The following is a 15,045-nucleotide window of genomic DNA, read 5'->3' as shown; positions in this document are numbered from 1 at the left end:
TAAATTAGGAAATTTTACCCCTCATCCATAACCATTACTAAACGTATCAAACTTGTACGTAACCACTTAATTGGCTCAACAGCCTGCACACCTTCTGCTTGCACTAGCGCCAACAAAAGCATGAGCGCAAGTGAGACGCTTCCACCAATTTCGTAGCTTCGCAATTTTTTATAGCCCTTTCTTCCTCTCCCCTCGGATTCTGGATATTTTGTTGAAACTATCTATTTCTCAATAGACCTCATCCAATATGTCATCTTAACAGGGCCACCTCTACATAACCTCTACAACGTTCCTAATTCTACCCTGATATATTCTTTATAAGAGGTGTCCTGACAATCTTGTCGAAGAGTATTCATTATGAGAAAAATGATATTTTTCGGATTTGGGAACTAACAATCTTCTTACTACTATTCATTGAGGGTAATCATTGATATGAAAACAGTCGCCTGGAAATGGACGAAAATGATCGTTATTGCTCTACTAGTGGTAACAGCCGTTCGCTTACTCTGGATGAGTTTTCTTACCACCTTTGACTACGCGGAAAAACCAGTCGCTGTACAAGGGGTGCTTGATTTACGTGGGTGGGAATTCTCGGGATACCAAACATTACGGTTGGATGGGGAGTGGGAGTTCTTCCCTTCTCAGTTCATAGAGGGAAACGGCCTGAAGAAACCTGAGGGACAGACATACCTCCAAGTGCCCAAGCGGTGGGATGAGGCATTTGTTGATGAGCAGGGGATACCGGACTCCTTCCACTTCGGCACATATCGACTACGCATCTTGCTTGATCCGGAACAGGAACAGACACTTGGTTTCAGGATCAATGAGCTTCGAACTGCCTCGGCCGTCTATGCCAATGGGAAATTAGTCTCCCAGGTGGGACAACCGGCAACCAGCTTCATAGAGCATCAAGCACGCAATATTCCGTATACTGTCAAACTGACACCAGAACAAGGCCAAATAGAGTTGCTTATCCATGTTTCCAATGATGCCGGAGCAGGGGGAATCACAAAACCCATTCGCTTCGGTACGATAGAAGCTGTACAGATGCGGACGATCCTCTCCATCAGTTTGCAGCTATTATTACTCGTCGTGTTTCTGATCCATAGCTTATATGCCTTGCTCCTGTACTTCTTGGGTGCCAGAAATAAAGGCTTGGTATATTTCTCTTTGGTCATGATTTGTGGAATATTGACTGTGGTAACAGCCGATGACAAGTTACTATTTGTCTGGTTGCAGTTCGACTATGATTGGACAGTTAAGTTGACGTATCTCGTCTATGTTGGTGCGGTCGCCTTCATACCTGCCTTGTTTCATCATCTGCTTCCTGCTTATCTAAACAGAAGGATTTTACAAGGGTTCGGTGGCTTGTGCAGCTTATACGCCATGTTCATCCTCTTCGTACCTGCTGGAACTATCCTAGCGGTGAGCAGAATGCTCTCTGTCGTGATGCTCCTATCCGTCATTATTTCTGCCTACATACTCTGGAAAGCCATTCGGGACAAGGAAGACATTATATTTCTCCTGCTAGCTTGCTTGTTTGTAGGGGTGAATGTGATCTGGACGATTACTTATGCCATAAAAGGCATAGAATTTGTTCACTACCCCTTCGATCTGATCTTTGCCGTACTTGCTTTTGCGGCATATTGGTTTAGACGATTTTTCCGGGCAACGACCGAAACGAAGCATCTTGCTGAGAAATTACAGCAAGAGGATAAGCGCAAGGACGAGTTTTTGGTGAATACTTCTCATGAACTGAGAAACCCATTACATGGCATCATCAATATCACACAAGCCATTATCGAGGATACAAATACGCCCCTACATGAAGAACACAAAAAGCGTCTGGATATTCTCCTGCATGTCAGCAGGCGTCTAACGCTCATGCTAGATGATTTGCTGGACGTAACCCGATTAAAGGAGAACACCATTCGCCTTCATGAGAAAAAATTAAACCTGCAGTCAATCTTCGCTGGTGTTTTCGATATGGCGAAACTGATGCTGGACGGAAAACCGATTGCTTTAAAAGTGGATATAGACGATTCGTTTCCTTCTGTTCGGGGAGATGAAAACCGGCTGATTCAAATTCTTTTTAATTTGGTGCATAATGCGATTAAATTTACAGATGAAGGAACCATCACGATTCGCGCGACAACGTCTAACGGATTTGCGCATATCCAAGTAGAGGATACTGGGGTTGGCATCGAGGAAAAGGCTCTGCAAACCATTTTTCAACCTTACGAACAAGCGGAACTGAATTCAATCAGAGCAAGTGGCGGATTCGGGCTTGGCTTACATATTTCCAAACAGTTGGTTGAGCTGCACGGCGGTACTCTATCGGTTCAGTCCACCCTGGGAAAAGGCTCTGCCTTTACTTTTACACTCCCACTAGCTACTGATTCCGTTCCAATAGAAGAAAGCAGCGCTCAGACATGGATGCAGACTTCGCTAGAAATGGCCGCTGCAACGACTGATCGAATCGCTGCGCCGACAGAAACGGTTTCTTCTATGAATAGAAAAGCAAAAATTATCGTTGTGGATGACGACAGTATTAACCTGAACATCCTTCGCAAAATGCTTGAATCAGATCAATATGAAGTAAGTACGGCAACCAGCGCTCAGCAAGCCCTGTCCATACTGGAACGCAAACCGGTGGATCTGGTCATCTCAGATGTCATGATGCCTCATGTATCCGGCTATGAACTAACACGCATCATCCGGGAACGATTCTCTGTTTTAGAACTGCCTGTCCTGCTCTTGACCGCGCGCAATCGTTCCCAGGATATTGTAGCCGGCTTTCAAGCAGGCGCGAACGACTATGTTAAGAAACCCGTCGATGCTTGGGAATTAAAGGCGAGAGTAAAAGCCTTAACAGAGTTTAAAATATCCTTCGATGAACGTTTGCGTATGGAAGGAGCATGGTTACAATCACAAATTGAACCTCATTTTTTATTTAACGCATTAAACTCAATTGCCGCCTTGGGACTCGAGGACTTCACGAAAATGCAGGCACTGCTTGAAGAGTTTAGCAACTATTTGCGTTTGAGCTTCGACTTTCATAATTCTGAACCCGTTATTTCGCTTCACGATGAACTTGATCTTGTTCGATCTTATTTGTATATCGAGAAGCAACGATTTGGCGATCGATTGCAAGTGGAATGGGATCTGGACCCTGATCTCGATTTTTGCTTACCACCCTTATCCATACAACCGCTAGTCGAAAATGCAATCAAACACGGCTTAATGCAACGCACAAATGGGGGAACACTCTGGATTCACATCAAAGACAAAGAGGAGTATTTCGAAGTTTCGATCCAAGACGATGGCGAAGGGATAACAGAGGAAGATATGAATCATCTTTTCAGCCAAACAAGGCATGGCAAAAAAAGAGCAAGCGTAGGCCTGCGAAATATTGAACGGCGACTAAAACAACTATATAACCAGGGATTAATGATTGACAGCTCACCTGAACAAGGCACGATCGTCACTTTCAGAATCCCAAAATAAGGAATAAGCCACTTGGTTTATTCCTTATTTTTCTGCTTCCAAAGTTGATACCATTCTGTAATAGCCGGATTAGGCTGTTCTTGCAATTCGTTCCACAACACACTCGTTAATTGATCATATTGCTTGTGAACCGAGGAGTGCCTTCCCATGTCAGCAAATATTTTCATAAGGAAAAAATAAGCTTCTTCCTCGAGCGGATTACGCTGACAAATGTCCAAACATAGCGTAATGGCTTTGTCCCATTCACCATTGGCGTAATACCAATCCACCATTTTCACGGCGGTTTGCACCCATTGCAGTTGTAATCTTTGACGCTCGCTTTCTGCCCATATGTAATGATGCTCTTGCAAATAATCTCCTTTATACAAAGCTATGGCTTGTTCATACTCACCAATCGTCTCCGCAGATAAGGATAAGTCTGAACGAAAAAACCTCTCAAACTGATCCACATCCAAGATGGTTTGTTCTAGTCTTACCTTATACCCTTCTGATGTATTGTTGATTTGGAAATATTTACTAATTGGTGCCAATGTTTTGCGAATATGATAGATAGCCGTATACAATTGATGATAGGCTTTTTCCGGTTCAAGCTCTGGCCAGAGCAACTCAATGATCGCCGTTTTATTAACCGCTGTTCCCCTGTGTTGAACCAAATATAAGAACAACTGCTGCACCTTGGCAGTTCGCCAACGAAGTGGGATTTCCTGGCCTCCGTCTACAATCGTTACTTGTTGAAACAGACTCATTTGTAAATTCTCCGATTTCTGAAGGGAGAAGGTCGTATGTTCCTCCATCATCGATTGAATTCGTTTCATTGTATTTTGCAGACGTTGCTTGCCAACAGGTTTTAAGACATAGTCAAGGGCGTTCAGCTCAAATGCTTTAATTGCATATCTCTCATATGCGGTGACGAAAACTATTTGTAATTGAGGTTTCACTTCCAAAAGCTGTTCGGCCAACTCGATACCGTTTAGCTTTGGTATTTGAATATCCAAAAAGACAATATCAATCTCATTTTTTTCAATCTCTCGTTTGCCGATCATCGGATCTGTAAACTTGCCAACAATTTCAAAATCGCCGATATTTAATAACTGATGCTCCAAATAATTTAATGCTAACTCTTCATCGTCGATTAAGATCGCTTTCATCATGTTCCCCACTTTAATATTCTATCTATTTACTAAACTATTCCCTCCCTGAACATTTACTCAAACCTTCCCGCTCCACTGCTTAGGTTACTGCTTAGCTTGCCTTTAACTTTCTTCCTCTTGTATCGTTGGATTTTCATTAAGCCGCATTTTATAAGACTCGCCCCATACTTTCATTGACATAATGACCGGTTCCAGAGTCCTTCCGAAATCAGTAAGGGAGTATTCCACTCTTGGAGGAACCTCTTTATATATTTCACGATGAATGATGCCATCCCGTTCAAGCTCTCTTAACTGCAAGGTGAGCATAAACTGCGTGATTCCCGGATTGAGGCGCCTGAATTCATTGAATCTTCTCGTTCCGTTCAGGAGCTGATAGAGAATGATCCCCTTCCACTTTCCACCTATAACATCCAGCGTTGTTTCAACCGGACATGCTTGCATATCCGGACTCACTCCATATTTATTTCTTCGGTCTCCCATCAGCTTATCCCCCAATGGTTTGATTTTTAATACTATACCATAAAAATATGCGTACTTACTTAAAGTAATTGAATCGATTTACAATGCAACTGTACAACATTTCCTATTGAGAAAGGATGAATACACATGAATACTCACCAAAAGATGAAAGCTGTCGGTGCTTACCAGTACCTCCCTATATCCAATCCGGAAAGCCTTGTTGATCTGCACTTGGATAAACCGGAACCTACAGGCCGCGATTTGCTTGTACGTGTAAAAGCAATCTCCGTCAACCCTGCAGACGTAGGCGTCCGCGAAAGTCATAACTACGAAGCCGATTCACCGAAAATTCTTGGTTGGGATACCGCTGGAATCGTAGAACAAGTCGGCCCTGACTGCCAAATATTTAAACCCGGGGACAAGGTCTATTATGCAGGCAGTGTGTCTCGACCAGGCAGTAACAGTGAATTTCACTTGGTTGATGAACGAATTGTGGGAAATATGCCGAGAAGTTTGGATTTCGCTGCCGCTGCCGCTTTACCGCTAACCTCGATAACTGCATGGGAGGGCCTTTTTGATCGTTTAGGAATTAACGTAAATTCAGGTAAAAACAAAACCATACTGATTATCGGTGCAGCTGGAGGAGTAGGATCGATTGCTATTCAACTTGCAAAATTAGCAGGTTTGACCGTCATCGGTACTGCTTCACGTCCAGAATCAATTCAATGGGCTAGAGGTCTCGGTGCGGATTTTATCATAAACCACAACAACCCTTTTCTCCCTCAACTCAAGGAAGTTGGTATTGACACCGTAGATTATATCCTTTGCTTGAATGATACTGTTCAACATCTTGAAAATATGGCGGAAGTCATTGTCCCCCAAGGTAAAATTTGCGCTATCGTTCCTGCAAATAAGGCTACCTGGGCAGGGAGCTTGAAAATGGACTTGCTGTTTTCTAAAAGTGTAACGTTTGTATGGGAGTTCATGTTTACACGGTCCTTGCTTCAAACCAATGACATGATCAAACAACATGAATTGTTGAATGAGCTGGCCGACTTAATCGATGATGGAAAAATTAAGACTACGCTGACCGAACGACTGGAGCCTATCAATGCAGCAAACCTACGTTTCGCGCATGAGAAGTTGGAATCTGGACGGACCATTGGAAAAATTGTTTTAGAGAACTTCTGATACGACGAAGACGAAGTAGGCACGTTTGGTTCCAAAAAGCAGTAATGTGAATAAACAACGCTAAGGCCCCTTGCTACTATGGGGCCTTTTTGAATACAACGGTAAAAACCTTCCTTTACTTGTGATACGGCAATTCGTCAATCTATATCCTGCCGTGTTGAATCTCCTTCCACTTCTCCTTCAAAGCTTTCAAATCTTCTACGAAGAACCTAAGTAGATTAGGTCGTCTTCTTACTGCAAGCGGATGATAGGTGAAGCTGACGGGTGTACCCTGAAACTCATACCAGCTGCCTCGTAATTCCTTGACACTGATGCTCTCCTTTTCTGTGAATATTGCTTCCGCTACGACATTACCAAATCCAAATAATACAAGCGGCTGCTTCTGAAAGAGCTGCAGCTGTAGATGAGGGAGACACGCCGCTCTAGCCTCGGGTTTATTGTAGGCACGCATCGGTCGGCATTTTAGCAAATAGGTGACATAAACATCGTTTACATCTATCCCCGCCTCTCTCATGCCGAATTGGAGTGTTTCTCGGGTACCGCATAGAAACGAATTTCCTTCCCGATCCTCCCGGGCTCCGGGATTATCCAGAACCATCATAAGTGGAGCCTTCGGATTTCCTTCACCCCAGATGACACGATTCCGCTGCTTGGATAGTTCGCAAATTTCACAATGCTCTATACCATTGGGAGCTAGTTCTTCAGGTAAGATTACATAGGGATGATCCATTTTCCTGTCGTGCAGCTCCTTCCTTTCACAGACAATGAATCTATTATGCCCACCCAAAACAAAAACTTGCCCTTATTTAAGGCTCAGCTTAACGGTGCCAGCTCATCTGCGATCATTTTTGCCTTTTCCGCAAGCTCTCTCATATCATCGGCCGGAACAAGCTCGGCTAATTCGTAAGCCAGCGGATCACGGGAAAACTTGTACAATTCATCCCGAAGCAGGTTCCTTTTTTCTTCGGAGGCATCTATATAAAGTTTGCGCGGCTGCCTATCCTCATCCAAATCATGCAAATCGACATAACCTGATTTTTGAGACTCCAACACAATGGCTGAAAGATCGATTAGAGCTGAGCAGGCAATATCAAGTTCTGCTCGAAACGTGCCGTTCGCATTTTTTATATCAAATCCAATACTTCCGCCGCTTTTCAAGTCTCCCTCGGAAAGCAGAACATCCAGACCCAAGTCCTTTAAAATCTGATTGAGCGTCACATTCGTTGAGTCCAATTGTTCCAAATAGTCTACTAATGCCAGCGAATCATCAGAACCGCCAATTAAATCTCCCCACCATTTGCTTATGTACATGTTCTTCTCCCACTTTCTTATAAGCGTAATTATGAAAATAAGATCGTTTCACTCAAAAGCATACTTATCAATGCCGCTTTCACCGAGCCACCATCAGGCTATACCTGCCGCCTTTTGCAGACGAATTATCAGCTCCTTGCGCGGCCCCTGCGCCTTGCGAGCCAATGCAGCCAGCTTCTCAACCTTGCCCCAGATCGGGTACAGTACCCGCTCGACCTCGTCATCCGACAGCGTCTCTATTTGCTGTACGAATAGCGACAGCTTGTCATCGCTTTCCAGCTCCGGCTGAATCTTCAGCTTTAGCGAGTCGTGGGAGCGCAGCAGGCAGGCGATCAAGGTGGGAGTCGAGCGTTCCGTTATGCCATAGGTTTCGGCAAAAACGGCTGTAAACTTGTCATGCACCAGCTGATGCTCATCATCTACAAGGTCCATGTAAGCTTCAACAAGCGGAAAATACCGCTCAGCCGAAAGCCCCAGCCCGAACACAGCATAACTGCCCGGCATTACGCTTCTTTCGCTATCTGTATCCTCGTACCATTCATACTCTTCCATCGCCTCACGAGCGTATTCCTCCAATAAAGGATGCAGCTCGGAATAAGCCAGAGCATTCGCAAAAAAACGGTGCGTGTCCGATTTGGCTAGCCCCTTGATGGGCAAATACTCCTTCACGCTGGATTTTAACTTGATTTTGTAGCTTTTCGGGAAGTCCTTTCGGAGCAGGGAGAGAATAAACGAAATCGCCCGTTCATACGCCCCGGCTTCTTCCTTGCGAATAACGATTGTGAAAAGGGAAAAAACATCGTTAGCTTTGCATTCGACCAATTCATGGCGCAAATGGACGTCTTCTTGCGAGAAGCTGTCACTGCCCTCCTTCAGCATACGCGCGGCTTTACCGCTGCCAAGCTGCTTCGCCAGCTCCAGAAAAGTCTGGCCCATATTTTTGTTGAAGTCCGGCCCGTAACGAATAATCATTACCGCTCCGTACAACAGAAGGTCGATAGGCTGATTCGGCTCATCCTTATTCTCGAGAACAGCATCCGGCTTGATCATATACTCATTGTTCCTGTATTCGGAACGGGTGACATCATAGTAACGCGGCAAAAATACATTCTCGACCCAGTCGGTCAAAGCCCAAATGATATCTCTTCGATGCTCCGCGAGAGCCTCAACCTGTCCTTTATTCAACTCCTGAATCCGGTCAAATAAAGCTATCGTCTTTGCTGCTTCCGGTTCGGGGAACAAATGCGGATCCAGCAGATGACGCGCCAAAAAGAAGGTTTCCAGCCTGTTTGTCGGGTTAGAGCCCTTCTCCAGCTTTTCCTCGATATAGGACTGAATTCGCTCCAGAAGCTGCCGCTTTTTCTCTTCATATTCAGTTTCCAGCACCGTTAATTCCACCAGCCCGTCCACCGTTGCGAAGGTTCCTTGGAAGGTAAAACGGTAGTTGATCAACGGCGACGTTTCCAGCTTGTCCAGCCTCTCCCTTACGATTTCCACCAGCAGGGGCTGAACCTCATACAATATCTGCTCCCGCGTAAAGGGTGAGGCTTTCATCGACTTTTTGCCTGCGGCACTCCCCGCAGACTTCGAAGTTTCAACCCTAGTCCTGCCCGGTCGATAATCCAGCTGGACAAAGTTAAAGATGCCTACTTGCAGCGTGGTGCGTAAGACCACTTCTCCTGCGTTCTTTCGAGTTTCCTGTTCGTCAAACCATTTATGAATCGCCGTTTTCATCTCTTCCAGCGCTTCTTTTTGTAATTCGTTCATTGTCTCCCGCCTTTTTGCGTGTTCGATCTTAGCTCAATATAATCATACTATGAGAATGGGAAACTTTGTTGGAATTGTATGCCTCTGGCTGAGGTGGGCTAAAGCTTAATAGCAAAAGGGAGAACGCCATATGGCCGTTCTCCCTTTAGTTTATCTGACATATGATAAGGCTCACCTTAACGGATCTATCGGCGAAAAGTAAGAAGGAGCTGCCACAGAACATCTCATACCAGCAAAAGTAGTTTTAGCTGTGTGTCTATGAATAGAGTTTTCGCATTGGCTGCTGTTCATTCGGACTCAGTACCGCCAGTGTTTATTACGCCTCTAGGCTCCACCAGCATGATATGGCATTCCTTTTCGGCGAAAGGCTTATGATCGGCTCCCCCCGGGACAATAAACATCTCACCCTTGGAAATTTTCACTTGGCCATCACGAAAAGCAATGAACATCTCACCTTCGAGCACAATAAATACCTTATCCGTCCCTTGATGCCCGTGCCACATAAAATCCCCAGCAATCTTAATGAGCTTAAATTGATAGTCATTTATTTCAGCAACGACTTTCGGAGACCAGAGATCGTTGAATGTAGATAGCTTCTCATTAAGATTAATAGCTTGGTAATGCATGTGAATCCCTCCTCATTTTTCTCGACTTTTTAGAGCTTACGCAAGGCACTTGTTATATTTTGTAAAGCATATTCGATAGCTAATGGGCCACCAGTAATAGCGGACGTATCCATTAAATGAACATTTCCTTTCTTAACGGCATTGAGATTATTCCACACATTGCTTTGTTTTAAGTCATTCATTAATTTTTCCTTTTTGGTAATGTCACCGATAAGGAAAATATGGTCTGCTTCAACAGTTGATATTCCTTCAAACGTAGTAAATTTATTAGTCGTACCTTTAAATATATGGTCTGGTGTAAGTCCCAGTCCCTTCTCTTTATCAAACGCAAGTATATAGACCGGATTTCCTTCACCTAGGACATTAAACGTTTTTCCATCCCACGACAATATAAGAGCTACTGACTCTCCTTCAATCGACTTTAATGCTTCGCGCCCAGTTGTAATTTCTTTCATCATTTTTTCAATGACTTTTTCCGCTTCATCTTCTTTTCCAATAATCTCGGCTACTGTACGGAGTCCATATTGCCAATCGTCATAGATGTCCTTGGATTTTAACGTAATGACTGGCGCAATCTTTCCTAGTGAATCATACATTTTTTCATGATTCTCAGTTGCTAAAATAATGTCAGGCTCTATCGATAGGATTTTTTCAATATTAGGTGATAATTTTTCTCCTAATTCATCAGCAGAATCCAGCTTTCCTTTTAAATAGGTTAAAGAAGATAGATACTCTTTTTCAGTAGAAGCAGCAGGCGACTCACCTAATGCAACTAGTATTTCAGGATAAAAATACCATAATGAAGCAATATTCTCTGGTTTTTTCTCAATAACAATTTCTTTACCTAAGGCATCCTTAAATGTTCTTGGCCATTCAGTTGTATCTACCTTACCTGCTGTTGTAGATGCGCCTTCTGTCGTTGATCCTTTATTTTCAGCAGGTGTTTCATTACAACCTGCCAGTATGCCTGCTACTAATAGGATGGAGATTAGCAGGCCTTTCATTTTTTGCATACGAAAATTCCTCCAACATCATGTTATCTTTCGTTTGCCATTAGTATAGAAAAGGAATTTTCAGATGAGAATGGATGCCTGTTGAAATTAGCATGGATTATTGATGAACTTCTCTCGATATTCAGTAGGAGAGATACCATGTTGTTTCTTGAACACTCTACTAAAATAAAACGGGTCAGCAATTCCAACCGTTTGCGCAATTTGTTGTACAGACGCATCACTTGTAAATAGCATCTCTTGCGCCACGTTTATACGATGTTTTAATATGTATTCCGCTGGTCCCATACCTGCGTGTCTTCTAAATACATAAGACAGTCGATTTCGATTCACGTTATATTGTTCTGCAAGCGATGCTATTGTAAGGCTTTGATCATAGTATTCATGAATATAATGAGATACCCGTTCGAACAAAGTTTGTGATTCACAGCTATTCTGCCTATTCACAACACATAATAAGGTTTCATTCAGTACATCACGAAACAGCATTTCGGTCTGAAACATCGAAATGCCACCAGGCTGATTATACACATGCCAAAGGCGCATAATTAATTCAATCAGACGAGGAGATTGACCCGTTGATAATTCAAAATGCTGATGGGAAAAGCTTGTCTCTTCTAGTTCTGAGTTATATATCCGGTATAAAACAAGGATATATTCCCAGTTTGTGTTACCGAACATTTTTTGAGCTAGTTTCATTCTTGCACCGCCATGCACAACTTTTCCTGGCGAAAAGATATAAGGCGTTCCATTAAATTGAAATTGTACCTTCCCTTTAAGTGGAAACACAAACCCCGGAAAAGAATCTGTATATTCAGCGTAAGGTACACCTGGATTTTTCGCATATCGATATACTCCTTCTACTTGAAAAGGAATGTGTGCCAAATGCTCCGCTAACTGATTAACATCGATTTTCACGTTGCATACCTCATTTCAATAGTCGTTTGCCAGTAATACGTAAGATCGATCGTTGTACATCCTGTGCAGCTTCTTGATCAGAAGCAGATGAGGGCTCTCGTTTATTTTACCATTATTGATAACGATTATCACTCTCGGTATATTAGGACAATAGAAATGCCGCACCCGCTAATATTCAAACAGCGGGTAACGGCATCAGATCAGGATATTCTCAAAAATAGAGGGGCAATAGTCTCATTGAGTCTTAAACTTTGGACAAAAAAAAGACGTCCGATTGGACGCTTTAGCTAGTTTTATTTCTCCCCTCCGACAAATATTGTTCAAGCTGATCAAAGGTCCCCCCGAAGCCCTGCTTCATGGAATCGAACATCCCCTCAAAGAAGTTGCGCTCTTCTTCAGTAGCATTGATCGGTCGGCTGCAAAGGGTTATTTGGGTTGTACCATTATTATCGATCATCGTTACCTTATTTCGGATTTCGAGCGGGATCAAGTCACTGAATGGAGACCTGACAATGTTTCCTGCCTCATCCGAAAAGCAGTTGATCCAGACAATCTTCTCGGGAGCCTTGATCTCCTGGTACACAAATTTACCCCACATTTGACTGCCACCAGGAGCTTGCATACTGTAGTGGAAAAATCCGCCCTCACGAAAATCGAGATGCTTTACACTTATTTCAAACCCTTTCGGCCCCCACCAGTGCTTCAGGTGCTCTGCTTCAGTCCATACTTGGAATACAAGTTCGCGTGGCGCATGAATCTCACGCGTTATTACTAACTCTTTGCTTTCCGAGTTGGGCGTCATATCGATTCCTCCATCAATCAGTATTCACTTTTAATTTATATAAGTGCTTGGACGAGATGCCGTGCCCAGCCGCGATTACTGACACCGCCAATATTATTAAACAAAGTTAATACCTTTAAACATACCCACCCAGTTAAATATATAAATCTAATCATTACGAACTTTAGTTCAAGGCAACTACTTTGTTAATGCTTGTAAATACTTGCCGTTACTTATGATACGGCTCACCGCATAGCATGTAACAGTAAGACCAGATAGATGTTTGATGACTGCAATATAAATATAATGCTTCTGCATTGAGCCACCTCATGAAACTGTTTCCGATCAAATCCGGGAGGGTCTTGGGATGGAAGAAATGCTGGTGTGATCATCGATTCTGGAGTCTTCTTTAAGTGCGCTAAATCCTTGTTAAGCTTGCAAAAGGAGTTTCAAAGACTTTCATACAATCTGCTCGTCAGTCATACGACAATCGTATTTTCCAGATACATTCTGCTTGCATAGCTTCATCGACAAAGTATCTACCACCGTACACTCGGAGGTTTGTTTTATTTGCTTTGCGATGAAGTTAGCGCCTTATATTGGGTGGTAGCCTTGCAATAACTTCTGAATTGATCAATGAAGTAACCACAAAGGCTAACAAGAAGCTTACAAAACTGATCCAAAGTCAACTTCAACAATGGATTGCCGGTTTGCCAAGTTATCTCAAGGCTTATCTGCCTATTTAAAGCTGCGAAGTTTGAGTTACTGAGAAATGGTTGCATGATAGCTGGCTGCAGCAAGAAAATTATGATTACGTAAGCGAGAGTTAACGCGTATGGCGGCAATATTGATGCTAGCGGCAGCAACTATTGAAAACGAAATAGAAGTATGCTAACGTAAAAAGAGACCGATCGGTATCTTTTTACGTTAGCATAGAAGCACACATTTTTCTAACACAAAGGAGAGTAATACATGACTTCACTGTTTATTGTTCCAGAAAGCAAGCTGTCGGTTGATGCCACTCATTATGTGCGGGAACTTTCAACCCAAACACTATTCAATCATTTGATGAGAACATATGCTTTTGGATATATGATCGCTCAGAAGAATGATCTGAACATTGACATGGAATTGCTATATCTAGGTGCCATCATGCATGACTTGGGCTTGACTGAACCATTTGCAGACAGAGAGCGTACTTTTGAAATCGAGGGCGGAGAGGCGGCTTGCCATTTCTTGGTTCAACATGGTTATCCAATCGAAAAAGCGGAAATCGTACAAAAAGCAGTCGAACTGCACGCCACGGTCGAAGCAGAAAAAAACCAACCTGAGATTGCTCTGGTACATTTAGGGGTTATGGTTGATGCAGGTTTTCGGGTCGATCTTTTTCCAAAGGATCTTCTCCAGCAGATCATCGAAGACTATCCACGACTCGGGATTAATCAAAAAATGATCGAGCATTTTACTTACCAACTTCAGAAAAAAAACGATACGAAATTGATTCCAATTATCGAAGCAGCGAAACATCACTCCTATTTCAGTGAATGATGCAAACTGGAGGTGAAGGATATGAAAAAAGGTGAGCAAACCCGAAGACACATCATTTGCAAATCAGCCGAGCTTTTTAACCTTCAAGGATATGCTGGTGTCTCTCTCAACGAAATCATAAATGCTACGGGAATTCAGAAAGGGGGCATCTATAAACATTTCGTCAATAAGGATGAAATTGCGATGGAAGCCTTTGAATATGCCGCCGACACTGTATTCGAGCAATTTGTAGCAGCTGTCAGTTCTCGGCAATCTGCTATGGAAAAACTGATCAGTATGTTTGAACTGTACAGCAATGTGGTTGACTCTCCTCCATTTGTGGGAGGCTGCCCCGTGATGAACGCGGCCATTGAGTACGATGATGGGCATCCATTGCTGCGCGAGAAAACCCAGAATCGCATGCGAGACTTTATATCATTTATCAAGAACATCTTGCATGAGGGCATAACGAATGGGGAATTCAAATCGAGCATCGATCAAGATGGCGCAGCCTCTTTTCTTATGGCCGCGCTTGAAGGCGGGATTATGTTGAGCAAACTGGAAGCTGATAATCGGCATATTCATTACATTAAAGATCATGTATCTGCTTTTTTGAAGACATTGGAAGCCTAAGCCTCTGCATTTAGTTGACAAGAGCGCTGACCCCGGGAAGAACAGCATCTTGTCAAAAATTGAAACAGAAGGTTACGATCCATTGAATAACACCAAATCACGTTACCGACTATTGGTCGGAATCAGTATGTTATTGGTCCTTTACGTCATTGTAAAAAACTATA

At 43.2% G+C, this 15,045-nt stretch carries 13 protein-coding genes and 1 pseudogene; 5 read left to right on the top strand and 9 right to left on the bottom strand.

The window, feature by feature from the left end:
• Positions 1–432: 432 nt before the first annotated feature.
• The gene (locus tag C7R91_RS21835) at positions 433–3,507 is read left to right on the top strand and encodes a hybrid sensor histidine kinase/response regulator (RefSeq protein ID WP_047070241.1); all 3,075 of its coding nucleotides are present in this window, start codon (positions 433–435) and stop codon (positions 3,505–3,507) included.
• A 17-nt stretch (positions 3,508–3,524) separates the two neighbouring features.
• Here the strand turns inward: C7R91_RS21835 and C7R91_RS21830 are convergent, their stop codons facing one another.
• Complete coding sequence (locus tag C7R91_RS21830; RefSeq protein ID WP_236697869.1) at positions 3,525–4,658, bottom strand: response regulator; 1,134 nt, start codon at positions 4,656–4,658, stop codon at positions 3,525–3,527.
• A 102-nt stretch (positions 4,659–4,760) separates the two neighbouring features.
• Positions 4,761–5,138 carry a winged helix-turn-helix transcriptional regulator gene (locus C7R91_RS21825; RefSeq protein WP_047070243.1) on the bottom strand — a complete coding sequence of 126 codons (378 nt, stop codon included), beginning with the start codon at positions 5,136–5,138 and terminating at the stop codon, positions 4,761–4,763.
• A gap of 126 nt (positions 5,139–5,264) precedes the next feature.
• On the opposite strand from C7R91_RS21825, the gene C7R91_RS21820 reads away from it, so the two are divergent.
• Positions 5,265–6,308, top strand: coding sequence for a zinc-binding alcohol dehydrogenase family protein (locus tag C7R91_RS21820; protein ID WP_047070244.1), 1,044 nt, complete (start codon positions 5,265–5,267; stop codon positions 6,306–6,308).
• Between the two features lie 142 nt (positions 6,309–6,450).
• On the opposite strand, the gene C7R91_RS21815 is transcribed toward C7R91_RS21820, so the two are convergent.
• The 7 genes from C7R91_RS21815 to C7R91_RS21785 form a co-directional block, all read right to left on the bottom strand.
• A complete protein-coding gene (locus C7R91_RS21815; protein WP_047070245.1) occupies positions 6,451–7,038 on the bottom strand; it encodes a uracil-DNA glycosylase in 588 nt (195 codons plus the stop codon).
• An 83-nt stretch (positions 7,039–7,121) separates the two neighbouring features.
• Positions 7,122–7,619, bottom strand: coding sequence for an imm68 putative immunity domain-containing protein (locus tag C7R91_RS21810; RefSeq protein ID WP_047070246.1), 498 nt, complete (start codon positions 7,617–7,619; stop codon positions 7,122–7,124).
• Between the two features lie 93 nt (positions 7,620–7,712).
• Positions 7,713–9,386, bottom strand: coding sequence for a DUF6138 family protein (locus tag C7R91_RS21805; RefSeq protein ID WP_047070247.1), 1,674 nt, complete (start codon positions 9,384–9,386; stop codon positions 7,713–7,715).
• A gap of 287 nt (positions 9,387–9,673) precedes the next feature.
• On the bottom strand, positions 9,674–10,012 hold the full coding sequence (locus C7R91_RS21800) for a cupin domain-containing protein (protein WP_047070248.1): 339 nt from the start codon (positions 10,010–10,012) through the stop codon (positions 9,674–9,676).
• A 29-nt stretch (positions 10,013–10,041) separates the two neighbouring features.
• Complete coding sequence (locus tag C7R91_RS21795) at positions 10,042–11,025, bottom strand: ABC transporter substrate-binding protein (RefSeq protein ID WP_047070249.1); 984 nt, start codon at positions 11,023–11,025, stop codon at positions 10,042–10,044.
• Positions 11,026–11,112: 87 nt separating this feature from the next.
• Positions 11,113–11,940 (bottom strand): helix-turn-helix transcriptional regulator, encoded by an 828-nt coding sequence (locus tag C7R91_RS21790; RefSeq protein ID WP_047070250.1) that lies wholly within the window; start codon positions 11,938–11,940, stop codon positions 11,113–11,115.
• Positions 11,941–12,223: 283 nt separating this feature from the next.
• Entirely contained in the window at positions 12,224–12,742 is a 519-nt protein-coding gene (locus tag C7R91_RS21785) for an SRPBCC family protein (protein WP_047070251.1), read from the bottom strand.
• A 372-nt stretch (positions 12,743–13,114) separates the two neighbouring features.
• Here C7R91_RS21785 and C7R91_RS29790 point away from each other — a divergent pair.
• From C7R91_RS29790 to C7R91_RS21770, 3 genes and pseudogenes are all read left to right on the top strand, one after another.
• Positions 13,115–13,467: pseudogene (locus C7R91_RS29790) on the top strand (IS4 family transposase); the annotation flags it as partial.
• A gap of 226 nt (positions 13,468–13,693) precedes the next feature.
• Positions 13,694–14,269 carry an HD domain-containing protein gene (locus tag C7R91_RS21775; RefSeq protein ID WP_052773401.1) on the top strand — a complete coding sequence of 192 codons (576 nt, stop codon included), beginning with the start codon at positions 13,694–13,696 and terminating at the stop codon, positions 14,267–14,269.
• A 21-nt stretch (positions 14,270–14,290) separates the two neighbouring features.
• Positions 14,291–14,881, top strand: coding sequence for a TetR/AcrR family transcriptional regulator (locus C7R91_RS21770; protein WP_047070252.1), 591 nt, complete (start codon positions 14,291–14,293; stop codon positions 14,879–14,881).
• Positions 14,882–15,045: the final 164 nt, after the last annotated feature.

It is taken from the genome of Brevibacillus formosus (assembly GCF_003013405.1).
GTDB classification, from domain to species: Bacteria; Bacillota; Bacilli; order Brevibacillales; family Brevibacillaceae; genus Brevibacillus; species Brevibacillus formosus.
The sequence above is the reverse complement of the archived record's forward strand: the minus strand, read 5'-3'. Positions and strand labels throughout refer to the sequence as shown.